This window comes from Streptomyces sp. NPDC002958 (assembly GCF_055563255.1).
Genome location: NZ_JBVHDS010000001.1, coordinates 656221 through 679464, shown reverse-complemented (window position 1 = coordinate 679464; position 23244 = coordinate 656221). Strand labels below are relative to the sequence as shown.

The following is a 23244-nucleotide window of genomic DNA, read 5'->3' as shown; positions in this document are numbered from 1 at the left end:
CGTACCGGCCGCATTCCATCGGCCGGGGCGCCCCCGCGGGCCGTTCCCACTCCCGCGGCCCGCTCCCGCCCCCGCGGGCCGTTCCCACTCCCGCGGGCCCGCTCCCACTCCCGCCGGTCTGCGCGGTCATGCGTTCGGGCTCTCCGCGACCGTCGAGGATCTCGGGTTCGGCGTCGGCATGATCCTGGTCGCGGCGGCACTCGACAGCCACAGCCCGCTGACCGTCGTCGCCTGGTCTCACGGGGTGGCCATCGTGATCGCCGTGGTGTTCCTGATCAGGGTGGCGGGGCCTCGAAGGCGAGGCAGCGTCCCCGCGCCCCACTCCCGATCGCGGTGGGCAGGCGCGGTGAGGGTTCGCGTACGACGGAATTCAGCCAATCTTGCGGCGCACCCGTGCGGGGCCGGCGGGCGCGGACGGTGTCCGAGAACCGGGTCCCGCGTCTCCCGGGCCTCCGGAACGCCTTCCCGGACGCCTACGGCACGGGCCTCGTACGCCCCCGTCCACCTCGGACCCGAGCTCCGGGCGGCCGATCCGGCACCTCCGGCACCGCTGCTTTCACGCAGCGGGCCGCGCCGCGGACTTGCGCCGCGCCGGGCCGCTGCGGTGGGTTGTCGAACGTTCCTGAAGTACCCCGCCGCCCCGGGTCATCAGGAAACCGCCCTGGGCAAGCAGAAACCGGTTCCACCCCCCACACCTCGAACACCGCACCGCACGGCACCACACCGCGCCTCACCGAGCGGACCGGCGCGGGTTACCCACCCTCCCCCTCACCGTCGAACACCGGAAAGGCGGACGCCGTATGACGCCGCTTCCCCACCGCAGCCACGCTGACGACCTGCTGTCCTTCATCAGGGCCAGCCCTTCCCCGTACCACGCGGTGGCGAGCGCCACCCAGCGTCTGGAGAAGGCCGGCTTCCGTGAACTGCACGGCACGGACGACTGGACGGGCACGACCGGCGGCTGCTTCGTCGCCCGCGGCGGCGCCCTGATCGCCTGGTACGTCCCCGAGGGCGCCCCCGCCCACACCCCCTTCCGGATCATCGGCACACACACCGACTCCCCGAATCTGCGGGTCAAGCCGGCCCCCGACACCGGTTCCGCGGGCTGGCGGCAGATCGCCGTGGAGATCTACGGCGGCGTTCCGCTGAACACCTGGCTCGACCGCGATCTGGGCGTCTCCGGGCGGCTCGCGCTGCGCGGCCCCGGTGGCGGGGTGGAATCCCGGCTCATCCAGATCGACGAACCGCTGTTGCGGGTACCCCAGTTGGCCATCCATCTGGACCGTACGGTCAATGAGGGGCTCTCCCTCGACCGACAGCGCCATCTCGCCCCGCTGTGGGCACTCGGGGCGCCCGAGGAGGGTGCGCTGCTGCGCCGGGTCGCGGCGGCCGCGGAGGTGGACCGGGACGACGTCCTCGGCTGGGATCTGATGCTCCATGACATTCAGCCCCCCGGGTATCTCGGCGCGGACCGGGAGTTCGTGGTGTCGGCGCGGCTGGACAACCTGGTGTCGGTACACGCGGGTGTCACGGCCCTGGCGGGGGCGGCGACCGCGGCCGGTGATCCCTCGTACATCCCCGTCCTGGCGGCCTTCGACCACGAGGAGGTCGGCAGCGGTTCGGAGACGGGTGCGCAGAGCCCCCTGCTGGAACGGGTCCTCGGCCGTTCGGTCACCGCGCGCGGCGGCAGCTCGGAGGACTGGTCCCGCGCCCTGTCCGGTGCCTTCTGCATCTCCTCCGACATGGCGCACGCGGTGCACCCCAATTACGCGGAGAAACACGATCCGGGCCACCGTCCGCTGCCCAACGGCGGCCCCACGGTCAAGGTCAACGTCAATCAGCGGTACGCCACCGACGCCACCGGGATGGCGGTGTTCGCGGCGGCGTGCGAGCGGGCGGGAGCGCCGTGGCAGCCGTTCGTCTCCAACAACGCGATGCCGTGCGGCACATCGATCGGCCCGCTCACCGCGGCCAGGCTGGGTGTCGCGACGGTCGATGTGGGGGTGCCGGGGCTGTCCATGCACTCGGCGCGCGAGCTGTGCGGGGCCGCTGATCCCGGGCACCTGGCGGCCGTCCTGGGCGCGTTCGTGACGTCCGGCTGACACATGCGCCGGGGCGGGGCGGCCCGAGACCGCCCCGCCCCTCCCCTCCCATCACCGCGGGACGGAGTTACGCGAACCGCTGCTTCGCGCTGCCGTCGCAGCTCTGCAGCTTCAGCGGGTCCTTGGCCGTCGCGAGCGTCAGGCACAGCCCGGTCGAGGCCGCCGGGCGCAAGGTGCCCGACTGCCTGACAAACTGCTGGTTGGCCGCGCCCGAGCAGTTCCACAAGATGAGCGTGGCGCCCGCCTTGTAGTCGGCGCCCGGAACGTCGAGGCACCGGTCGTGGCTCAGCTCCGTACGAATGTTCTTCGTGCCGGAGTCGTACCACCAGCCCTGGTTGCGTCCGCCGTGGCAGTCCCAGCCGGTGACCTCGGTGTCGTTGCGGGTCACCGAGGCGGGGACGTCCACGCAGGTGCCCGTGGCCTCGTTCTTCAGAGGCCTGAAGACGTCGTCCCATGCCGCGGTCTGCAGGACGGGCGACCCGGTGCTCGCCGGGTCGGCGCAGCTCGCCTCGCGCAGGCCCGAGTTGTAGATCTGGGTCAGGCAGGAGGCGAAGGCGGCGTGACCGCGCGCGTTCGGGTGGTAGGACTGCCGGACGGAGTTGGAGTCCGGCGGGAAGTGCGACAGGTCGATGTAGAGGCCGCGGGCCCAGGTGTTCTCGCTGCAGACCTCATGGCCGTGGAAGAGCCGGGAGTTGTCGAGGTAGACGGCTCCCGTGTCGGAGGCGGCCTTGCGCATGCCTCGCTCGAAAGCGGGGACCGCGACGTTACGGCCCCAGGCGGCGTCGGAGTCGTAGCCGGCGCAGCCGCCGGGAAGCTTGCCGGGGAAGTTCGGGTTGTCGTAGAAGTCCGGGCCGATGGGGCTCGGGTAGCCCATGACCACGAGCTTGTAGTCGCTGTTGCCGTATCCGGCATCGGACATGACGGTCTTCAGATCGCGCACCGTTTTCTCGACCTTGGGGACGAGTCCGTCGACGCGCGCCTGCCAGCCGCCCTCGTACTTCGGCTGGCAGGTCCCCTGGGAAAGCACCCAGCGCTGGACGCAGTCCGTCATGACCGGGCCGAACTGGAGGTCGTCATTGGCGCCGGCGACCAGCACGATCATCTTGATGCGGGTGTTGCGTGCCTTGATGGCGAGATTGTCGCTCTGCACGAGTTCGTCGGCGTACTGCTTCGATCCGCCGATCACGATGTTGCCGGTGTACGCGCCGGAACAGGAGACGTTGTACGTGACGTCGGCCTGGATGCCGGTGCGGTGGATGGCGGCGTCGGGCGAGCGGTGGCACCAGTTGTCGGGGCCGTCGGTGCCCGACTCGTACGTGCCGACGCCCTCGCCGGAGATCTCGCTGTCGCCGAGCGAGATCAGCCCGGTCTTGCGGTCGGCGAGCGGACGTTCGGCCGGGTCGCCGTACAGCCGGGTGGCTTCGGCGGCGCGGATGGCCTCCAGCTCGGGCGACAGGGGGGTGGATGCGGTAGTGCTGGTGCCGGACCGGTCCGCCGCGCCCGCCGGTCCTGCGGCGGCGGCCATACCGCCGAATGCCGCCGCCATGGCCGCGGCGGCCGCGACCGTACGGCGAAGTCTGTGCCTGGTGCGCCTCATTGCGCCTCCCCGGGTTGCTGCACGGGGGTACGGGGGTCGTCCCCCGGGAAAATGCAGCACCCCCGGTATTTACTGGTCGGTAGGCGACTTGGGAATACACAGAACAAGACAAGTGCTCAACTTTTTCAGGAGGTTGAACCCCATGGACGAGTCACAGGCCGCGGCACAGGCCCCCGCACCGGCCCCGGCGGGCGGTACGGATTTCCGCATCGAGCACGATTCGATGGGCGAGGTGAGGGTGCCGAAGGACGCCAGGTGGCGGGCCCAGACGCAGCGCGCGGTGGAGAACTTCCCGATCTCCGGCCAGCGCCTGGAGCGGGCCCACATCGAGGCCCTGGCCCGGATCAAGGCGGCAGCCGCCAAGGTGAACGCCGAACTGAAGGTGCTCGACCCGGACATCGCCCTGGCCATCCAGGAGGCCGCCGAGGAGGTCGCCGAGGGACGCTGGGACGCCCACTTCCCGATCGACGTCTTCCAGACCGGGTCCGGCACCTCGTCCAACATGAACACCAATGAAGTCGTGGCAACCCTCGCGACCGAACGCCTGGGCCGCGAGGTCCACCCGAACGACCACGTCAACGCCTCACAGTCGTCCAACGACGTCTTCCCGTCCTCCATCCACATCGCCGCGACCGCGGCCGTCACCGGCGAGCTGATCCCGGCCCTGGACCATCTGGCCGCCGCCCTGGAGCGCAAGTCCGCCGAGTTCGCGACGGTCGTGAAGTCGGGACGCACGCACCTGATGGACGCCACGCCCGTCACCCTGGGCCAGGAGTTCGGCGGCTACGCGGCACAGATCCGGTACGGCGTCGAGCGGCTGCGCGCCGGCCTCCCCCGCCTCGCGGAGCTGCCGCTGGGCGGCACGGCCGTCGGCACCGGCATCAACACCCCGCCCGGCTTTCCGGCCGCCGTCATCGCCGAGGTCGCCCGCGTCACCGGGCTGCCGCTCACCGAAGCCAGGGACCACTTCGAGGCGCAGGGCGCGCGGGACGGCCTCGTGGAGACGTCCGGCCAGCTCCGTACCCTCGCCGTCTCGCTCACCAAGATCTCCAACGATCTGCGCTGGATGGCGTCCGGACCGCGCACCGGTTTGGCCGAGATCAGCCTTCCCGACCTCCAGCCGGGCTCGTCGATCATGCCGGGGAAGGTGAATCCGGTCATTCCCGAGGCCGTCCTGATGGTTGCGGCCCAGGTGATGGGGAACGACGCGACGGTCGCCGTCGCGGGCGCGGCGGGCAATTTCGAACTGAATGTGATGCTTCCGGTCATCGCGAAGAATCTGCTGGAGTCGGTGCGGCTTCTGGCCAATGTCTCCCGGCTGCTCGCGGACCGTACGGTCGACGGGATCACGGCGAACGTGGAGCGGGCCAGGGAGTACGCGGAGTCCTCGCCGTCGGTCGTCACCCCGCTGAACAAGTACATCGGCTACGAGGAGGCTGCGAAGGTCGCCAAGAAGTCCCTGGCCGAACGCAGGACGATCCGCGAGGTGGTGCTGGACTCGGGATATGTCGAGCGCGGCGACCTCACGGTGGAGCAGCTCGACGAGGCGCTGGACGTGTTGCGTATGACCCGCCCGTGACATGCGTCGCGGCGACGGAGCTGCGGCATCTCTAAGATCTGCCCATGGCAGGTCTTGGATACATCGAGCACTGGGCGCCGGGCGATCAGATCCTGTGGCGCTACCGCGGCAACGGCCCGCTGCCGCGGGACGCCACGCCGGGCCCCGCCCCGGGCCCGGTCCACATCTGTCGCCCCGTCACCGTCGTCCAGGACACCGACGAGCTGCTCGCCGTATGGGTGGCACCCGGCACCGAATGTGTGAAGCCGGTGCTGGCCAACGGCAGCGACGTGCACGACGAGCCGCTCGCCACCCGCTACACCGCTCCGCGCACCACCGCCCGCTCGGCCTGGCTCGGCAATGGCGTGCTGAAGCTCGCCCGTCCCGGTGACCCCTGGTCGGTCTGGCTGTTCTGGGAGGCCGGCTGGCAGTTCCGCAGCTGGTACGTGAACCTGGAGGAACCGCGCACCCGCTGGGCGGGCGGCATCGACTCCGAGGATCACTTTCTCGACATCTCCGTGTACCCGGACCGCAGCTGGGTCTGGCGCGACGAGGACGAGTTCGCCCAGGCGCAGCGGGTCGGCCTGATGACCCCGCAGACCGCGCAGCGGGTACGGGAGGCGGGCCGCGCGGCCGTCGAGGTGATCCGGGACTGGGGCACGCCGTTCCGGGACGGCTGGGAGAACTGGCGGCCCGATCCGCGCTGGCGCGTTCCCGCGCTCCCGGATGACTGGGACCGTACCCCCTCGCATATGCCGTCGTGAGACCCTTGATGCACCCCAGGGGGGCAAACGTAGGATCGCCCTCCGGGAAGGGCCGCTCCGCTCCAACCGGCGGGCGCGGTACCGGACCTGACTGCAAGTCATCGCACGAGCACCACGCACCGCATGAGCTGTATGAGCTGTATGAGCCACATCAGTCGTATGAACCGTATGAGCCACTACGAGGGGGTGGAGACGTGCTCGCTGTCGCTTTCCCCGTCGCTGGAAACGTTGTCACCGAACCTCGCTGCGGGCATCCGGTTTCGGCCCCTCAGTCGGGGGCATCCGGTGACAGCCGTTGTTATCGCCGCTCTTGCCGGGGCACAGTGGCGCCCCACGAGGTGATTGCCTCATACAACCGGCCCGGACGGACGGAACCCCACGCGTGACGGAGCATCCCACCTCCCACGAAGGCCGGCAGCCTCTCGCCGCCCGGTCGCAGGAACGCACCCGGCCGCGGCAGCAGGATGCCGCGTCGGCTGCTTCCCCTGCCGCCGCCGCGATCCCCGGCCCGGCCCCGGCGCCGGGCGCGGGAGCCAATCCGGCGGTTTCCGCGGCGAGCACCGGCCCCGCAGGACTCGACCCACATGCCGCGGCCCGTCGCGAGGGCGACCGGCTGCGTTTCGTGGGGGCCGCCACCCGGCGGATCGCCCGCGGCATAGACCTGGACGAGATCGTGCTGGGCCTGTGCCGGGCCAGTGTGCCGACGTTCTCCGACGCCATACTGGTCTACCTCCGCGACCCGCTCCCGGTGGGCGACGAGCGGCCGGTCGCCCCCTTCGTGCTGCGGCTGCGCCGGTCGGACCGGCTGCGATTGAACGAGGAGGAGACCGAGACCTCGTCGGAGATCGAACGTCTGCGGCTGCCCGCCATCGATCCGCACGGCGATCTGCCCCCGGCGGCCGAGCTGTGCGAGGTCCGCTCGGGCGGCGCGCTCGCCGAGGTGCTGCGCGGTGTCCGGCCGGTCTTCGGGGACTCCGCGGCGGCCCGTGCCGCGTTGCCCGAACTGCTCGGCACCGGCCGGCCCGTACCCACCGGGCACCGTGCGATCCTCGCTCCGCTGCGCGGACGGCGGCGGGTGATCGGCGCCGCAGTCTTCCTTCGCGGTACCGGGCGGCCGTCCTTCGAGGCCAATGACCTGCTGGTCGCGGCCCAACTGGCGACGCACACCGCGCTCGGCATCGACAAGGCCGTGCTGTACGGACGCGAGGCGTACATCGCCGACGAGTTGCAGCGCACCATGCTGCCCGACTCGCTGCCGCAACCGACCGGCGTCCGGCTCGCCTCCCGTTATCTCCCGGCCGCCGAGACGGCCCGGGTCGGCGGCGACTGGTACGACGCGATCCCGCTGCCCGGCAGCAGGGTCGCCCTGGTCGTCGGCGACGTCATGGGCCACTCCATGACGTCCGCGGCGATCATGGGCCAGCTGCGCACCACCGCGCAGACCCTCGCGGGGCTCGACCTGCCGCCGCAGGAGGTGCTGCACCACCTCGACGAGCAGGCGCAGCGCCTCGGCAGCGACCGCATGGCGACCTGCCTGTACGCGGTGTACGACCCCGTCGCGCACCGGATCACCATCGCCAACGCCGGGCATCCGCCGCCCGTCCTGCTTCATCTGGGTGGCCGCGCGGAGGTGCTGCGGGTGCCGCCGGGCGCCCCGATCGGCGTCGGCGGTGTGGACTTCGAGGCCGTCGAGCTGGACGCGCCCGCGGGCGCCACACTGCTGCTCTACACCGACGGTCTGGTGGAATCCCGGCTGCGGGACGTCTGGACCGGGATCGAGCAACTGCGCGAACGGCTCGCCGCCACCGCCCAGCTCACCGGCCCGGACCACTCGCCTCCACTGGAGGCCCTGTGCGACGACGTCCTGGACATACTCGGCCCCGGTGACCGGGACGACGACATCGCGCTGCTCGCCGCCCGGTTCGACGGGATCGCGCCCAGTGATGTCGCGTACTGGCACCTGGAACCGGAGGAAACCGCTCCGGGACAGGCCCGCAGGCTGGCCCGCCTGGCGCTGAGCCGATGGGGGCTCGACGATCTCTCCGACTCGGTGGAGCTGCTCGTCAGCGAGGTGGTGACCAACGCCGTGCGCTATGCGGAGCGGCCGGTGACGCTGCGGCTGCTGCGCACCGACATCCTGCGCTGCGAGGTCGGCGACGACGCCCCGCAGCTGCCCCGGCAGCGCCGGGCCCGGGACATGGACGAGGGCGGCCGCGGCCTGTTCCTGGTCAACCGGCTGGCCAGGCGGTGGGGGGCGACGCGTCTTTCGACCGGCAAGGTGGTCTGGTTCGAGATGCCGACCCGGGGCCAGTAGGGGGCCGGACGAGGCAGCGAGGGGGTCCGTTCGGGGGCTGGTGGGAGGGGCCGGGCCGGGTGCGGACAAGAGCTCTGCACGGACGGTAGCCAAATGTTGCCGACCTCCTGTCGGCGGAGTTGACTTCAGTCGTGAACGAGACGACCTGACCGAAACCCCACCGACGGGAGGACGCTCGTGCCTGAGGAAACGAAGACCAAGAACACCCCCTACACCACGAACAACGCCGGAATCCCGGTGGAGAGCGATGAACATTCGCTCACTGTCGGATCCGACGGACCCATTCTGCTCCAGGACCACTACCTCATCGAGAAGATGGCCCAGTTCAACCGTGAGCGGGTCCCCGAGCGGGTGGTCCACGCCAAGGGCTCCGGTGCCTACGGCTTTTTCAAGGTGACCAACGACGTCAGCCAGTTCACGAAGGCAGACCTCTTCCAACCGGGCAAGCAGACCGCCATGCTCGCCCGTTTCTCCACGGTCGCCGGCGAACAGGGCTCCCCCGACACCTGGCGCGACCCGCGCGGATTCGCCCTGAAGTTCTACACGGAGCACGGCAACTACGACATGGTCGGCAACAACACGCCGATCTTCTTCGTGCGCGACCCGATGAAGTTCCAGGACTTCATCCGCTCGCAGAAGCGGCGCCCGGAAAGTGCCCTGCGCGACCACGACATGCAGTGGGACTTCTGGACCCTCTCCCCCGAGTCGGCACACATGGTCACCTGGCTGATGGGTGACCGCGGCATCCCGAAGACGTACCGCAACATGAATGGCTACAGCTCGCACACCTATATGTGGGTGAACGCGGGCGGCGAGCGGTTCTGGGTCAAGTACCGCTTCAAGACCGACCAGGGCATCGACTTCTACCCCCAGGCCGAGGCCGATGAGATCGCGGGCAGCGACGCTGACATCCACCGCCGCGACCTCTTCGAGTCGATCAAGCGCGGCAATTACCCGAGCTGGACGCTGTACGTCCAGATCATGCCGTTCGACGAGGCACCGGACTACCGGTTCAACCCGTTCGATCTCACGAAGGTGTGGCCGCACGGCGACTACCCGGAGATCGAAGTCGGCCGGATGACGCTCAACGAGAACCCCGAGGACTTCTTCGTCCACATCGAGCAGGCGTCCTTCGAGCCGTCGAACCTGGTGCCCGGCATCGGTCCGTCGCCCGACAAGATGCTGCTCGGCCGGCTCTTCTCGTACCCGGACACCCATCGGTACCGGATCGGCCCGAACTACGCGCAACTTCCCCCGAACCGTCCGCGGTTCGGCCGGAACTCGTACGCGAAGGACGGCCCCATGCGGTACGAGCCGACCCGTACGGGAGCGGTCTACGCACCGAATTCGTACGGCGGTCCGGCGGCGGACACCGAGCGCTTCGGCGACCCGGCGGGCTGGGCCACGGCGGGCGAGATGGTCCACGAGGCGTACAAGCTGCACCGCGAGGACGACGACTGGGGCCAGGCGGGCACGATGGTGCGCAAGGTTCTGGACGACGCGGCGCGGGACCGCCTGGTGTCGAACATTTCCGGCCATCTGCTGGAGGGTGTGAGCGATCCGGTCCTGGAGCGGGCGCTGCAGTACTGGCGCAACGTGGACAAGGACCTCGGCGACCGGATCGCGAAGAAGGTCAACGGCGGCTGACACCGCCGTACGCGGGACGCAGGGGAGAGGGGCGGTGCCGGTCCGGCACCGCCCCTCTCCCCTGCGCTCACCGGTCCCTCATGCGTTCACCGGTCCCTCATGGGCTCACTCTCTCGGCGGATTGCCGTTGCCGTTGCCCGGCAGTCCGGAGCCCGCCCCCCCGCCCGGCACTTCCGGGGACTGGCTCGGCGACTGGCTGGGCGACTCGCTCGGCGACTCGCTCGGCGACTGGCTCGGCGACTGGCTGGGCGACTCGCTCGGGCTCTGGGAGGGCACGCTCGACGACTGGGACGGTGACGGGTCGGAGCTCGCCGACTGCGAGGGGCTCGGCGGCGGGGTGGTCGGTACGGAGACCTCACCCTGCTCGACGTCCTCCAGATCGAACTGGGCGCTGGAGCCGCCGTTCAGCGCGGCGAGGGTGTAGTCCGCCCAGATCTCCGCCGGGAAGCCACCACCGTTGGCCCGGCCGGAGTTCGCGGTACCGGTCAGGTTGACCTGGCCGCCGCCTTCCTTGGGGGATTCGCCGAAGAGAGCCACGACCGTGGTGAGCTCCGGGGTGTAGCCGGCGAACCAGGCCGACTTGTTGTTCTCCGAGGTACCCGTCTTGCCTGCCGCCTCGTACGCCGAGGTGTTGGCCGCCTTGCCGGAGCCGTTCTCCACGACGTGCTGCAAGACGGAGGTCACGGTGTCGGCCGACTTGCGGCTGATCACCTGGTCCCCGATGCCCTCCACCGGCTCGACGGTGCGGTCCCGGTGCTCGGCGGACTTCACGATGAACGGGGTGACCTTCTCGCCGTGGTTGTCGAGCGTGGCGTACACGCCCGCCATGTCCCAGGTCGAGGCGTTCATGGTGCCCAGCGATACGGCGGGGCGCTCGGGGAAGTTCTTGTCCGGTACGCCGAGCGCCAGCGCGGTCTCCTTCACCGCGGGCGGGCCGACGTCGACCACCATCTGCGCGAAGACCGAGTTGATCGACTTGTCCATCGCGGTCTGGACGGTGACGTCGCCGTAACTCAGGTCGTCCTCGTTCTGCGGGGCGAACGGGGTGTCGCTGCCCACGACCGGCCGCTTGCTGGTGCCGTCGTAGATGGTGTTGGCACCGATCAGATCGCCGTCCTGGGTCCTCGCCTCGTTCTCCAGCGCGGAGGCGAACACCAGCGGCTTGAAGGTGGAGGCGGGCTGGTAGTCCTGACGCGTGGCGTTGGAGTAGTAGTGCTTGACGTAGTCCACCCCGCCGTAGAGCGCGACAACGCCACCGGTCTTCGGATCGACGGAGGTGGCACCCGCCTGGACGGTCGCGTCGACCTTGTTGTTCTCGCGGTCGAGCTTGGACTCCAGCTGCTGGTCGACCGACTTCTCCAGCTCCTCCTGCCGCTTTTTGTCGATGTTGAGGGTGAAGGTCCAGCCACCGGCCTGCCGCACGTCCTCCGTGAGGCCCTGCTTGTCCAGCTCCTTGTTGGCGGCGTCGACGATGTAACCGGTCTGGCCCTCCATGCCGGGGGCGGGCTTGGGCTTGTCCGGGACGGGGAACTCCAGGGTGTCGCGCTCGGCCTTGTCGAGCCAGTGCATCTCGACCATGTTGTCGAGCGTGTAGGCCCAGCGGTCCTTGACGAGCTTCTTTCCGGTGTCCGTCGCGACCGCCCAGTCGTACTGACTGGGGGCCTGGAGCAGCGCGGCCAGATACGCACCCTGGGAGACGTCGAGGTCCTTGGCGTCGACCCCGTAATAGGCCTGCGCCGCGGCCTGGATACCGCTCGCGCCGCGTCCGTAGTACGAGGTGTTGATGTACCCGGCGAGGATGTCGCTCTTGCTGTACTTCTGGTCGACCTTGAGGGAGATCACCAGCTCTTGGAGCTTGCGGCTGATCGTCGGGTCCTGCGACAGGTAGTAGTTCTTCACGTACTGCTGGGTGATGGTCGAGCCACCCTGCTTGCCCTTGCCGCTGAGCGTGTTGAAGAGGGCGCGTGTCGTGCCCTTCAGGTCGACGCCCTGGTCCTTGTAGAACGTCTTGTTCTCGGCGGCGACGAAGGCGTGCTGCACCTTCTCGGGGACCTCGGCCAGGTCCACGTTCTGGCGGTTGACCCCCTCACCGGTCCGGGTCAGCAGCGTGCCGTCGCTGTACTGGTAGACGTTGCTCTGCCGCTCGGCCATGGCGTTGGGCTTCGGGATGTCCACGGACAGGTAGAGCACCACGAAGGCGCCCATGCCCAGCAGGCAGAACCCGAAGAACGTGCCCAGCATCTTCCGCCAGGTGAAGAGTCTGCGTATGCCGCCGCTCTTCGCGGCCCGCCGCGCCCCGCGCCGCTGGGCTCGTCGCGCATCCGCTCGACCCATCGCTGTGTTGCTCCTGTTTCTCTGTTCGACCAGATCAGCTCAGCCCAAACAGCTAACACTGTCGGTAAGGGCAAAACCCGAGTGATGCGGTCTTTTCCGGACGTGACAATCAGCACCCGCTCTTCGGGAACTGACTCGCGAGAGGCGCCCAGGGTTGCCAACACAGATAATGTGTAATCACATTGCTAGCTCCACGGCATCACACCATTCTTCCGAAACGGGGGATTCCATGCCCGTCCAAGGCAATTCGCACGATATGCCCACCCTGGCCGCCGATCTCACGCCCACTCTTCACCAGTGAAGGAAGAGACCCCCGGGCGCAGGCAGCCGCAACAGCGCAAGCAGATGCTGCTGCGGCTGGATCCCGCGGTGCACGATGCGCTGGCCCGCTGGGCGTCCGACGAGCTGCGCAGCGCGAACGCCCAGATCGAGTTCCTGCTGCGCGAGGCACTGGCGGAGGCGGGCCGGCTGCCGGGCACGGCCCGCCCGATCCCCCGCCGGGGGCGCCCTCCCAAGTCCCCCGAGGCCGATTGAGCCCGCCCGGCGATCGAGGGCCGGGCTCCGGGACCGGGCCCGGGGTATACACCCGTGGTATACACGCCGTGTACAGTGCTTCGCATGTCTATCGGCCACACCCTGCTCGGACTCCTGGAGTCCGGCCCCCGCCACGGCTACGACCTCAAGCGCACGTTCGACGAGAAGTTCGGCCACGACCGTCCCCTGCACTACGGTCAGGTCTACTCGACCATGTCCCGCCTGCTCAAGAACGGCCTCGTCGAGGTCGACGGCATCGAGAGCGGCGGCGGCCCCGAGCGCAAGCGGTACGCCATCACCGACGCCGGAATCACCGATGTCGGTGCCTGGCTCGCGCAGCCGGAGAAGCCCGAGCCGTACCTCCAGTCGACGCTCTACACCAAGGTCGTCCTGGCCCTGCTCAGCGGCCGCAGCGCCGAGGCCCTGCTGGACGCCCAGCGCGCCGAGCACCTGCGCCTCATGCGCATCCTCACCGACCGCAAGCGCAAGGGCGACCTCGCGGAGCAGCTGATCTGCGACCATGCGCTCTTCCACCTCGAAGCCGATCTGCGCTGGCTGGAACTGACCGCCGCCCGGCTGGACCGCCTCGCCGCTGAGGTTCGCGCGTGACCCCCGCCGGCTCCCTGCTCAGCGCCGACAGCCTGTACAAGTCGTACGGGTCCACGCCCGCGCTCGACGGCGCCTCGTTCTCCATCCACCCCGGCGAGGTCGTCGCCGTGATGGGTCCGTCCGGCTCCGGCAAGTCGACCCTGCTGCACTGCCTCGCCGGGATCGTCACCCCCGACAGAGGCACGATCACCTACGCGGGCCGCGAGCTCTCCGCGATGTCGGATGCCGACCGCAGCGCCCTGCGCCGCACCGAGTTCGGCTTCGTCTTCCAGTTCGGCCAACTCGTCCCCGAACTGACCTGCGTGGAGAACGTCGCCCTGCCGCTGCGTCTGAACGGCACCAGGCGCAAAGACGCCGAACGCACCGCCCGCCACTGGCTGGAGCGCCTGGAGGTCGAGGACATCGGCGCCCAGCGCCCCGGCGAGGTCTCCGGCGGCCAGGGCCAGCGCGTCGCCGTGGCCCGTGCGCTGGCCGCCTCCCCGAAGGTGGTCTTCGCGGACGAGCCGACCGGCGCCCTGGACTCCTTCAACGGCGAGCGGGTCATGGAACTGCTCACCGAGGCGGCCAGGTCCGCCAATGTCGCCCTGGTCCTGGTGACCCACGAGGCCCGGGTCGCCGCGTACTCCGACCGCGACGTGACGGTGCGCGACGGCCGGACCCGCGACCCGGAGCACGCGGTATGACCCTGCTCGACCACAAGGACTCCCCGGCCGACGCACCGCCCCGGCCGACGCAGCCCACCGGCATCGCCGCCCTGCTGCGCGATCTCGCCCTCGGCGTCCGGTTCGCCGTCTCCGGCGGACGCGAGGGCTGGATCCGCACCCTGCTGACCGCCGTCGGTGTCGGCCTCGGCGTGGCGCTGCTGCTGGCCGCCGCCTCCGCACCGCATCTGCTCGGCGAGCGCGACGCGCGTGATCGGGCCCGCGCCGAGACCGAGATCTCCCAATCGCCCGACGCCACGGCCGGGAAGTCGGACACCTCTGTGCTGCGGATCAACGCGGAGACGGAGTACCGCGGCCGCTCGATCGGCGGCTTCCTGATGCGTGCGGACGGTGCCCACCCGGTCGTCCCGCCAGGCGTCGCACACTTCCCCGGCGCGGACGAGATGGTGGTCTCCCCCGCCCTGAAGGAGCTGCTGGAGTCCTCGGAGGGCAGCCTGCTCAAGGAGCGGCTGCCGTACCGGATCACCGGCACGATCGCCGACGCGGGCCTGGTCTCCCCGCGCGAGCTGTTCTTCTACGCGGGCAGCGACACCCTGACCCCCGCCAACGGCGGCCACCGGATCTCCGGTTACGGCGACCCGGGTCCGGGCAAGGAGATGCCGCCCATTCTCATCGTGCTGGTCATCATGGTCTGCGTGGTGCTGCTGGTGCCGGTCGCGATCTTCATCGCGACGGCCGTGCGCTTCGGCGGTGACCGCCGCGACCGCAGGCTCGCCGCACTGCGCCTGGTCGGTGCGAACATCCGGATGACCCGCCGGATCGCGGCCGGGGAGGCGTTCTTCGGGGCGGTGCTCGGCCTGCTTGCGGGCCTGGCGTTCTTTCTGGTGGGGCGTCAGTTCACGGGCTACGTCGAGGTGTGGGACGTCAGCGCCTTCCCGTCGGACCTGGTCCCCGATCCCTTACTGGCCGCCCTGATCGCCGTCGCGGTTCCGGTGGCGGCGGTGCTCGTCACCCTGACCGCCCTGCGTTCGGTGGTGATCGAACCGCTCGGCGTCGTACGCAACGGCCGCAGCCGCAGGCGCCGGCTCTGGTGGCGGCTGCTGATGCCGGTCGCGGGCCTGGCGGTGCTCGGGCTGACCGGCAAGGCCGACGAGTTCTCCCCGGTCAACCCTTATCCGATCGCGGGCGGCGCCGTACTGGTCCTGGTCGGGCTCGCGCTGCTGCTGCCCTGGCTGGTCGAGGCGTGCGTGAACCGGCTGCGCGGCGGCCCTGTGGCCTGGCAGCTCGCCACCCGCAGGCTCCAGCTGAGCAGCGGGGCGGCCTCCCGCGCGGTCAGCGGGATCACGGTCGCGGTCGCCGGTGCGGTGGCACTGCAGATGCTGTTCGCCGCGGTGGGCGACGATTTCAACCGGATGACGGGGCAGGACCCGACGCGCGCCCAGTTCCACACGCTCTCCGAGAACGTCACCGGTGATGCGGCCACCCGGACCATCGAGGAGTTCCGGGCCACCGAGGGGGTGGAGGCCGTCATCGGCACGGTCGAGTCGTACGCGGTCAAGCCGGGCACGTACGAGGACGACGACATCCAGCCCACCACCTCGCTGACCATCGGCGACTGCGCGACCCTGCGCGAAATCGCCCGGATCGACTCCTGCGAGGAGGGCGACGCGTTCGTCGTCCACCCCGAGGACAAGGAGATGGCCGCGTGGGTGGACAAGACGGCCCGCAAGGGCAAGGCGGTCGAACTCAACTACCTGGTGGGATCGGAGCCCGGCGAGAAGTCGAAGTTGTGGACCCTGCCCGCCGACACTCCGACCGTTCTCGAGCGTCGCGATCCGATGGGCCGGGACCACTGGGGCATCGTGGCGACGGTCGGCGCGATCGACCCGACCACCCTGCCGCACGCGCAGACCAACGCGCAGATCCGGGTCGACGAGAGCGTCGAGGACGTCTCCGAGTACGTACGGAACACGGCGGCCCGGATCGACCCGGGGATGCGGGTCGTCCCCCTGAACTCGGTGGCCCGCGACCGGCAGTACGCCAGCGTGCAGACCGGTCTCCAGGTCGGCGCGACCGCGACCCTGCTGCTGATCGCCGCCGCGATGCTGGTCTCGCAGCTGGAGCAGCTGCGTGAGCGCAAGCGCCTGCTCTCGGTTCTGGTCGCCTTCGGCACCCGGCGGACCACGCTCGGCTGGTCGGTGCTCTGGCAGACCGCCGTACCCGTGGTCATCGGCCTGGTGGTGGCCGTCGCGGGCGGTCTCGGCCTGGGCGCGGTGATGACCAGGATGATCGCCAAGAAGGTGACCGACTGGTGGCTGTTCCTTCCCATGGCGGGCGCGGGAGCGGCACTGATCCTCCTGATCACGCTGATCTCGCTGCCGCCCCTGTGGCGCATGATGCGGCCGGACGGCCTGCGCACGGAGTGATGACGCGGTAGCCGCAAGGGGTGCGGTCCCCGGGGCCGCACCCCTACTGCCTGCTCCGCGTACCCGCCGTCACCCGTACCGGCAGCACCGCCATCGCCTCCCGCAACGCCGCCGCGAACTCCTCGAACTCCTCGTGCCGCGCCGCCCCCGTCCGCATCCCCAGCGCCACCCTCCGCGACGGTGCCGGGTCCGCGAAAAACCCAGTGGACAGCGCATCGTTGCGGCCGGTCTCGACCGTCACCGCGGTACGCGGCAGCAGCGTCACCCCGAGCCCGCCGGCGACCAGCTGCACCAGCGTGGAGAGCCCGGCCGCGGTCGTGGTGACCGGCGCCCCCTCCGTACGCCCCGCCTCCCTGCATATGTCGAGCGCCTGGTCGCGCAGACAGTGCCCCTCGTCGAGCAGCAGCAGCGGCAGTTCGCGCAAGGCCTCGCGCGGAATGTCGGTACGCCCGCCCAGCCAGTGCTGCCGATCCATCACCAGCACGAAGTCCTCGTCGAAGAGCGGAAGTTCGGTCACGCCCGGCACCCCGAGCGGCACGGCGAGCAGCAGCAGATCCAGCCTTCCCGCGGCCAGCCCCTCCAACAGCGAGGAGGTCTGCTCCTCGTGCACCTGGAGGTCCAGCTCCGGGTAGCGCTCGTGGACCAGCCGCAGCACGGTCGGCAGCAGATACGGCGCGACGGTCGGGATCACGCCGAGCCTGAGCACTCCGGTGAACGGCGCCCGGACCGCCTCGACCTCCTCCATCAGCTCACCCACGGCCTCCAGCACCACCCGGGCCCGGATCGCGAGCCGCTCCCCGGCCGGCGAGAGCAGCACCTTGCGCGTCGTACGCTCGATGAGCTGGACACCCAGCGCCTCCTCCAGCGCCGAGACGGCTCCGGAAAGTGCCGGCTGACTCATCCCTATTGCTGCCGCCGCGTCCCTGAAGTGCAGATGTTCGGCGACGGCCACGAAGGCGCGCAGCTGCGACAGGCTGGGCTGCTTGCTCCGGTTGCCCTGATTACCCTGCGCCACTGATAAGCACCTCCGATCATCACGACCGATTGTAGCTATTTCCGCGATCAATGCACTCTGTGCCAAGGTGGGGACCGTCCAACCCTCAGGAACTCCCGCACGAGGGAATTCCTACGCTACAAGGAGAGCGCGTGCTCACTGTCGGTGACAAGTTCCCCGAGTTCGACCTGACTGCTTGTGTCTCGCTGGAGAGCGGCAAGGAGTTCGAGCAGATCAACCACAAGACCTACGAGGGCAAGTGGAAGATCGTCTTCGCGTGGCCGAAGGACTTCACCTTCGTGTGCCCCACCGAGATCGCCGCCTTCGGCAAGCTGAACGACGAGTTCGCCGACCGTGACGCCCAGATCCTCGGCTTCTCCGGTGACTCCGAGTTCGTGCACCACGCCTGGCGCAAGGACCACCCGGACCTGACCGACCTGCCCTTCCCGATGATGGCCGACTCGAAGCACGAGCTCATGCGTGACCTCGGCATCGAGGGCGAGGACGGCTTCGCACAGCGCGCCGTCTTCATCGTCGACCAGAACAACGAGATCCAGTTCACGATGGTGACCGCCGGTTCCGTGGGCCGTAACCCCAAGGAGGTCCTGCGGGTCCTGGACGCCCTGCAGACCGACGAGCTGTGCCCCTGTAACTGGACCAAGGGCGAGAACACCCTCGACCCGGTCGCGCTCCTCTCGGGCGAGTGAGCTGACAGCGACATGGCACTCGACGAACTGAAGGCCGCCGTCCCGGACTTCGCCAAGGACCTGAAGCTGAACCTCGGTTCGGTCATCGGGAACAGCGAGCTCCCGCAGCAGCAGCTGTGGGGCACCGTCCTGGCCTGCGCGATCGCCTCGCGCTCGCCGAAGGTGCTGCGCGAGCTGGAACCGGAGGCGAAGGCCAACCTCTCCGCGGAGGCGTACACCGCCGCGAAGTCGGCCGCCGCCATCATGGCGATGAACAACGTCTTCTACCGGACCCGGCACCTGCTGTCGGACCCCGAGTACGGGACGCTCCGTGCAGGCCTGCGGATGAACGTCATCGGCAAGCCCGGCGTGGAGAAGATCGACTTCGAACTGTGGTCGCTCGCCGTCTCCGCCATCAACGGCTGCGGCCAGTGCCTGGACTCCCACGAGCAGGTGCTGCGCAAGGCCGGCGTGAACCGTGAGACCATTCAGGAAGCCGTCAAGATCGCCTCGGTGATCCAGGCGGTCGGCGTGACCCTCGAAGCCGAGGCCGTGCTCGCCGAGTAGGACCAGCGGTACCCCTTGTACGAGAAGGGCCCCGAGGACGACCGACCGTCCACGGGGCCCTTCTTCCTTTACTTGGTCCTCTTGCCTCCGCCGCCCTCGTCGTCGCCGTAGTCGATGTCCTCGGACGGCGAGCCCGGTGCGGGCGTCGGAGCGGAGTCGGCCGCGGTCGCCCCGCGCGGGGGCGGCGCGTACCGCAGGGCCTCCTCCTGCCCGTACGCCCGCAGATAGCCGACCGCCGTATTGGTGACCGCGACCAGCGGCACCGCGACGACCGCGCCGCCGATGCCCGCGACCACGCCGCCCGCGGCGACCGAGAGGACGACGGCGAGCGGATGCACCCGCACCGCGCGTCCCAGGATGAACGGCTGCAGCACATGGCCCTCGATCTGCTGCACGGCGAGCACCACGGCCAGCACCATCAGCGCGGTGAACACGCCCTCGGTGACCAGCGCGACGACCACCGCGAGGGCGCCGGAGATCACCGCGCCGACCAGCGGGATGAAGGCGAAGAGGAAGATGAAGACGGCGAGCGGCACCGCCATCGGCACGTTGAGGAACCAGATGCCGAGCCCGATGAAGATCGCGTCGATCATCGCCACTATGACCGTGCCCCGCACATAGGCGGTCAGGGTCCGCCAGGCACGCGGCCCGGCCCCCGCGACACCCGGCCGGGCCTGGGCGGGTACCAGCTTCAACACCCAGTGCCAGATGCGCTTCCCGTCGTACAGCAGGAAGAGCGTCGAGAACATCGCGAGCAGCATCCCGGTGAGGACCTCCGCCATCACGGTGACGCCCTGCAGTCCGGCGGAGGTGATCTGTTCGGTGTTGGTGCCGATGGTGTCGCTGAGGTTCTTCGCGACGTCGTTGATCTGCTGTTCGGTGACATGGAAGGGGCTGTCGAGCAGCCAGCGCTTCAACTCGTCGATACCCGCCCGCACCTTGTCGGAGAGGGTGTCGAGGTTGTCCATGACCTGCCAGACCACGAACCAGCCGACCAGCCCCATGATGACGAAGCCCAGGATCGCCGTGACCGCGGTGGCCAGTTGGCGCGGCATGCCGTACCGCCTCAGCCGGGCGACGGTCGGCTGGAGCATCGCGGTGACGAGCAGCGCGGCGACGAAGGCCAGCACCACCAGCTGCACGGCGCTGATGACCCGCATCAGCACCCAGAGCGTGCCCGCCAGGACGAGCAGCCGCCAGCCCGCCTCGGCCGCGACCCGCATGCCCCAGGGGATCGCCGCGACCGGATCGGGCCGGGCGGCCACGGAGGGGGCGTACGCGGGCGGCGGAGGCACATGGTCGGCCGCGCCGCCGCGCCGGGCCGCCTCCTCCGGTAAGACTCCAGCGGGTAAGGCGGCGGTCACCGGTGGCTCGATCGGCGCGGCCTCGCCCTCGGCCCGCTCAGCCTCGGCCCTGCGCCGCTCCAGCCGCTTGCCCAGTTCGGTCAGTTCGGAACCCAGACGGCCGAGCCACCCCGGAAGTTTCGACATGATCGTTCCTCTTCCCCCGTTCCTCTCCCCACCGCTCTCCCCCCGAGCGTCCGGAACGACCGTACACGCGCGAAGCCCCTCGCCGTAGCACGGCGAGGGGCTTCGCAAGGTTGGGACCAGAGCCTCAAGAGGGCACTAGTACCAGTGGTTGGCCTGCCAGAAGGACCAGGCACCGCACGGGCTGCCGTAGCGGCCGTCCATGTAGCTGAGGCCCCACTTGATCTGCGTGGCCGGGTTGGTCTGCCAGTCGGCGCCGGCGGATGCCATCTTCGAGCCGGGCAGCGCCTGGACTAGGCCGTAGGCACCGGAGGACGGGTTGCTCGCCCGGTAGTTCCAGGTCGACTCGTGGTTCACGATGTTGCTGAAGCACTGGAACTGGTCGGCAGGAACAATCTGCCGCGCGATCGCCTGGACCTCGGCCACGGTGTACGAGCTCTGCTGGGCGAACGTGGAGGCGCTGCGGACCTCGGAACGGCTGGCGCGCTCGGCCGCGTCCTTCTTCTCCTGGCGCTCCTGGCGCTCCTTCTCCAGCTCGGCCTCGGCCGCCTGCTTCTTCGACTGGGCGTCCTTGGCGGCCTGGATACGGGCCGCTTCCTCCACGGACTTCTTCGCCGCCGCGTCGGCCGCGGACGCCTGGGCGTCGGCCTGCTGCGTCAGCGAGGCGGTCTGCACCTGGGCCTGCTGGCCCGCAGGGATGTCGGCGAGAAGCGTCGTGTCGGCTGCGGTCGCCTCGAAGTTGTTGTCGTCGGCAGCGGCAGCGCCGCCCGAGGCAACGCCTACGACGGCGCCGACGGTGGTGACCGCAGTGGCTGACGCCACGGCGAACCCCCGGACCGAGATCCGGCTCACACGGTGTCCTTCCAGCATCGCCCGCTTAGGTGACCTCGCGGACGCAATCGTGCCCCTGGCACTGGCCTCCCTACTGCTTGGGTCACAGGAGGCACGGGCCCGGTGGGCAACTCCCCTGGGGGAGTGCCGCATGATGCTCGCGGGCGGCATACGGACGGCGATTGTTGAGTTGTCTGGTGCGTGGCACCTCTGGAGGTGCGGGTGTGCCGTATGCGGGGCCTGACGGAAGCAAGACTCTGCCGGAACGGCACGCCGGTAGGCAATTCTCCGTTGCGTGTGAAAGCTCACACCTCGTTTGGAGCAAGTGTTTTTCGGAAATGCCGCCGCAGCACGATGCCGCCCGGCTAAGCTACTTCGCTCGCCGGGCGGCACCAACTGTGGTATCCCGTATCAGATCTGGCCTTCCTCCAGCATTTCGGTCACCAGCGCGGCGATGTGCGAGCGCTCGGAGCGGGTGAGCGTGACATGCGCGAAGAGCGGATGGCCCTTCAGTTTCTCGACCACGGCCACGACTCCGTCGTACCGGCCGACCCTGAGGTTGTCCCGCTGGGCCACGTCATGCGTGAGCACCACCCGGGAATTCGCCCCGATTCGGGACAACACGGTCAGCAGTACGTTCCGTTCGAGTGACTGCGCCTCGTCGACGATCACGAAGGCGTCGTGGAGCGAGCGGCCCCGGATGTGGGTGAGCGGCAGGACCTCCAGCATGCCGCGCCCCAGCACCTCCTCGATCACCTCGCGCCCGGCGACCGCCGAGAGCGTGTCGAAGACGGCCTGCGCCCAGGGGCTCATCTTCTCGGCCTCGGTGCCGGGGAGATAGCCCAGTTCCTGCCCGCCGACCGCATACAGCGGGCGGAAGACCATCACCTTCTGATGCTGCCTGCGCTCCAGGACCGCTTCGAGACCGGCGCAGAGCGCCAGCGCCGACTTGCCGGTGCCGGCCCGGCCGCCCAGCGACACGATGCCGACGTCCTGGTCGAGCAGCAGATCCAGCGCGATGCGCTGTTCGGCGCTGCGGCCGTGGATGCCGAAGGCCTCCCGGTCGCCGCGCACCAGACGCACATTGCCCTCTGCGGTGACCCGGCCGAGCGCCTTGCCGCGCTCGGACCGCAGGACCAGCCCCGTGTGCACGGGCAGTTCGGCCGCTTCGGGTACGTACAGCATCTCCTCCCCGTAGAGCAGATCCACCTGCTCGGCGGCAAGGGGTACTTCCGACATCCCCGTCCAGCCGGAGTCGGTGACGGCGAGTTCGGCACGGTACTCCTCGGCGAGGAGGCCCACCGAGGACGCCTTGATGCGCAGCGGCAGGTCCTTGGAGACGACCGTGACGTCGTACCCCTCGGCCTGGAGGTTGCGCGCGACCGCGAGGATCCGTGAGTCGTTGTCCCCCAACCGGTAGCCGGCGGGCAGTACGCCGGGGTCGGAATGGTTGAGTTCGACGCGCAGTGTCCCGCCCAGATCCCCGAGCGGGATCGGGGCATCCAGCCGGCCGTACCGGGTCCGGAAGTCGTCCAGCAGGCGCAGGGCCTGCCGGGCGAAGTACCCCAGCTCCGGGTGGTGCCGTTTGGCCTCCAGTTCCGTGACCACGACGATCGGGAGCACGACTTCGTGCTCGTCGAACCGGACCATGGCCTTCGGATCGGCCAGCAGGACGCTGGTGTCGAGAACATAGGTGCGCCTGTCGGGCATGCGGCGCTTTGTGCTGGTCACCACGGAAGGACGTACCCCCTCGGACGAGGTTGGGGTGCGACGGCGTCGCGGAGCATCCCAATGGGAGAGGACAGACCGGGCTGCGGCTCCGATGCACGGGCCGAGCACCGGCCCTCCGCGTCGGCCGCACTGTATGTACGGTCCTTCGTGTGCAAAGGGCCTCCCGGGCGAGCGGACTCCATGCCGCTCACTTGGACACGACGTCCGCCTGGTTTGTGACCGGACATCGACCTGTCAGGGGTATTCCCTCGAACACGCGAAGCCATGCCCCCCTGGGGTGGGCGGGTGAGCTGGGAGTGGTGCCACGGGCACGTGGGTTCGGGCACATCACCCGAACGGTTCTGTCCTCGAACACCCGACAGGCCGAACGCGCCGTCCGAGCCCGTCCGAAGGAGGCGGCG

General features: G+C 69.7%; 17 protein-coding genes and 1 pseudogene. 12 read left to right on the top strand and 6 right to left on the bottom strand.

Going from position 1 to position 23244, the window contains the following annotated elements; genetic code table 11:
* Window positions 1–109 precede the first annotated feature (109 nt).
* Window positions 110–310 (top strand): annotated as a pseudogene (locus tag ACZ3IC_RS03185) (MFS transporter); the annotation flags it as partial.
* 490 nt (window positions 311–800) lie between these two features.
* Window positions 801–2102, top strand: a complete 1302-nt coding sequence (locus ACZ3IC_RS03180; RefSeq protein WP_467411947.1) for a M18 family aminopeptidase — start codon at window positions 801–803, stop codon at window positions 2100–2102.
* Window positions 2103–2169: 67 nt separating this feature from the next.
* On the opposite strand, the gene ACZ3IC_RS03175 is transcribed toward ACZ3IC_RS03180, so the two are convergent.
* Window positions 2170–3699: a ricin-type beta-trefoil lectin domain protein gene (locus tag ACZ3IC_RS03175; RefSeq protein ID WP_467411944.1), complete on the bottom strand. Its 1530-nt coding sequence runs from the start codon at window positions 3697–3699 to the stop codon at window positions 2170–2172.
* Window positions 3700–3841: 142 nt separating this feature from the next.
* On the opposite strand from ACZ3IC_RS03175, the gene ACZ3IC_RS03170 reads away from it, so the two are divergent.
* The 4 genes from ACZ3IC_RS03170 (at window position 3842) to ACZ3IC_RS03155 (ending at window position 9982) form a co-directional block, all read left to right on the top strand.
* Window positions 3842–5278, top strand: coding sequence for a class II fumarate hydratase (locus ACZ3IC_RS03170; protein ID WP_467411943.1), 1437 nt, complete (start codon window positions 3842–3844; stop codon window positions 5276–5278).
* Between the two features lie 44 nt (window positions 5279–5322).
* Window positions 5323–6021: a cytidylyl-2-hydroxypropylphosphonate hydrolase gene (fomD, locus tag ACZ3IC_RS03165; protein ID WP_467411941.1), complete on the top strand. Its 699-nt coding sequence runs from the start codon at window positions 5323–5325 to the stop codon at window positions 6019–6021.
* 382 nt (window positions 6022–6403) lie between these two features.
* Window positions 6404–8335: an ATP-binding SpoIIE family protein phosphatase gene (locus tag ACZ3IC_RS03160; RefSeq protein ID WP_467411939.1), complete on the top strand. Its 1932-nt coding sequence runs from the start codon at window positions 6404–6406 to the stop codon at window positions 8333–8335.
* A 177-nt stretch (window positions 8336–8512) separates the two neighbouring features.
* Entirely contained in the window at window positions 8513–9982 is a 1470-nt protein-coding gene (locus tag ACZ3IC_RS03155) for a catalase (RefSeq protein WP_467411937.1), read from the top strand.
* Between the two features lie 105 nt (window positions 9983–10087).
* On the opposite strand, the gene ACZ3IC_RS03150 is transcribed toward ACZ3IC_RS03155, so the two are convergent.
* Window positions 10088–12316, bottom strand: coding sequence for a transglycosylase domain-containing protein (locus tag ACZ3IC_RS03150; protein ID WP_467411935.1), 2229 nt, complete (start codon window positions 12314–12316; stop codon window positions 10088–10090).
* 345 nt (window positions 12317–12661) lie between these two features.
* On the opposite strand from ACZ3IC_RS03150, the gene ACZ3IC_RS03145 reads away from it, so the two are divergent.
* From ACZ3IC_RS03145 to ACZ3IC_RS03130, 4 genes are all read left to right on the top strand, one after another.
* Entirely contained in the window at window positions 12662–12850 is a 189-nt protein-coding gene (locus ACZ3IC_RS03145) for a type II toxin-antitoxin system antitoxin (protein ID WP_467412127.1), read from the top strand.
* Between the two features lie 84 nt (window positions 12851–12934).
* Window positions 12935–13459: a PadR family transcriptional regulator gene (locus tag ACZ3IC_RS03140; protein WP_467411934.1), complete on the top strand. Its 525-nt coding sequence runs from the start codon at window positions 12935–12937 to the stop codon at window positions 13457–13459.
* Complete coding sequence (locus ACZ3IC_RS03135) at window positions 13456–14142, top strand: ABC transporter ATP-binding protein (RefSeq protein WP_467411932.1); 687 nt, start codon at window positions 13456–13458, stop codon at window positions 14140–14142. Before ACZ3IC_RS03140 ends, ACZ3IC_RS03135 begins: the two co-directional genes overlap by 4 nt.
* Window positions 14139–16547 carry an FtsX-like permease family protein gene (locus ACZ3IC_RS03130; protein WP_467411930.1) on the top strand — a complete coding sequence of 803 codons (2409 nt, stop codon included), beginning with the start codon at window positions 14139–14141 and terminating at the stop codon, window positions 16545–16547. The genes ACZ3IC_RS03135 and ACZ3IC_RS03130 overlap by 4 nt, the downstream gene beginning before the upstream one ends.
* A 43-nt stretch (window positions 16548–16590) precedes the next feature.
* On the opposite strand, the gene ACZ3IC_RS03125 is transcribed toward ACZ3IC_RS03130, so the two are convergent.
* Window positions 16591–17562 carry a hydrogen peroxide-inducible genes activator gene (locus tag ACZ3IC_RS03125; protein ID WP_467411927.1) on the bottom strand — a complete coding sequence of 324 codons (972 nt, stop codon included), beginning with the start codon at window positions 17560–17562 and terminating at the stop codon, window positions 16591–16593.
* Between the two features lie 131 nt (window positions 17563–17693).
* Between ACZ3IC_RS03125 and ACZ3IC_RS03120 the strand changes: the two genes are divergently transcribed.
* Both ACZ3IC_RS03120 and ACZ3IC_RS03115 read left to right on the top strand, forming a co-directional pair.
* Window positions 17694–18248, top strand: a complete 555-nt coding sequence (locus tag ACZ3IC_RS03120) for a peroxiredoxin (protein ID WP_031083404.1) — start codon at window positions 17694–17696, stop codon at window positions 18246–18248.
* Between the two features lie 12 nt (window positions 18249–18260).
* Window positions 18261–18794 carry an alkyl hydroperoxide reductase gene (locus ACZ3IC_RS03115; protein ID WP_467411926.1) on the top strand — a complete coding sequence of 178 codons (534 nt, stop codon included), beginning with the start codon at window positions 18261–18263 and terminating at the stop codon, window positions 18792–18794.
* A 68-nt stretch (window positions 18795–18862) separates the two neighbouring features.
* On the opposite strand, the gene ACZ3IC_RS03110 is transcribed toward ACZ3IC_RS03115, so the two are convergent.
* The 3 genes from ACZ3IC_RS03110 to ACZ3IC_RS03100 all read right to left on the bottom strand — a co-directional run bounded on the left by ACZ3IC_RS03110 (window position 18863) and on the right by ACZ3IC_RS03100 (window position 22846).
* Window positions 18863–20284 (bottom strand): AI-2E family transporter, encoded by a 1422-nt coding sequence (locus tag ACZ3IC_RS03110; RefSeq protein ID WP_467411924.1) that lies wholly within the window; start codon window positions 20282–20284, stop codon window positions 18863–18865.
* A gap of 135 nt (window positions 20285–20419) precedes the next feature.
* On the bottom strand, window positions 20420–21133 hold the full coding sequence (locus tag ACZ3IC_RS03105) for an aggregation-promoting factor C-terminal-like domain-containing protein (RefSeq protein WP_467411923.1): 714 nt from the start codon (window positions 21131–21133) through the stop codon (window positions 20420–20422).
* Window positions 21134–21523: 390 nt separating this feature from the next.
* Window positions 21524–22846, bottom strand: a complete 1323-nt coding sequence (locus ACZ3IC_RS03100; RefSeq protein WP_467411920.1) for a PhoH family protein — start codon at window positions 22844–22846, stop codon at window positions 21524–21526.
* Window positions 22847–23244 lie beyond the last annotated feature (398 nt).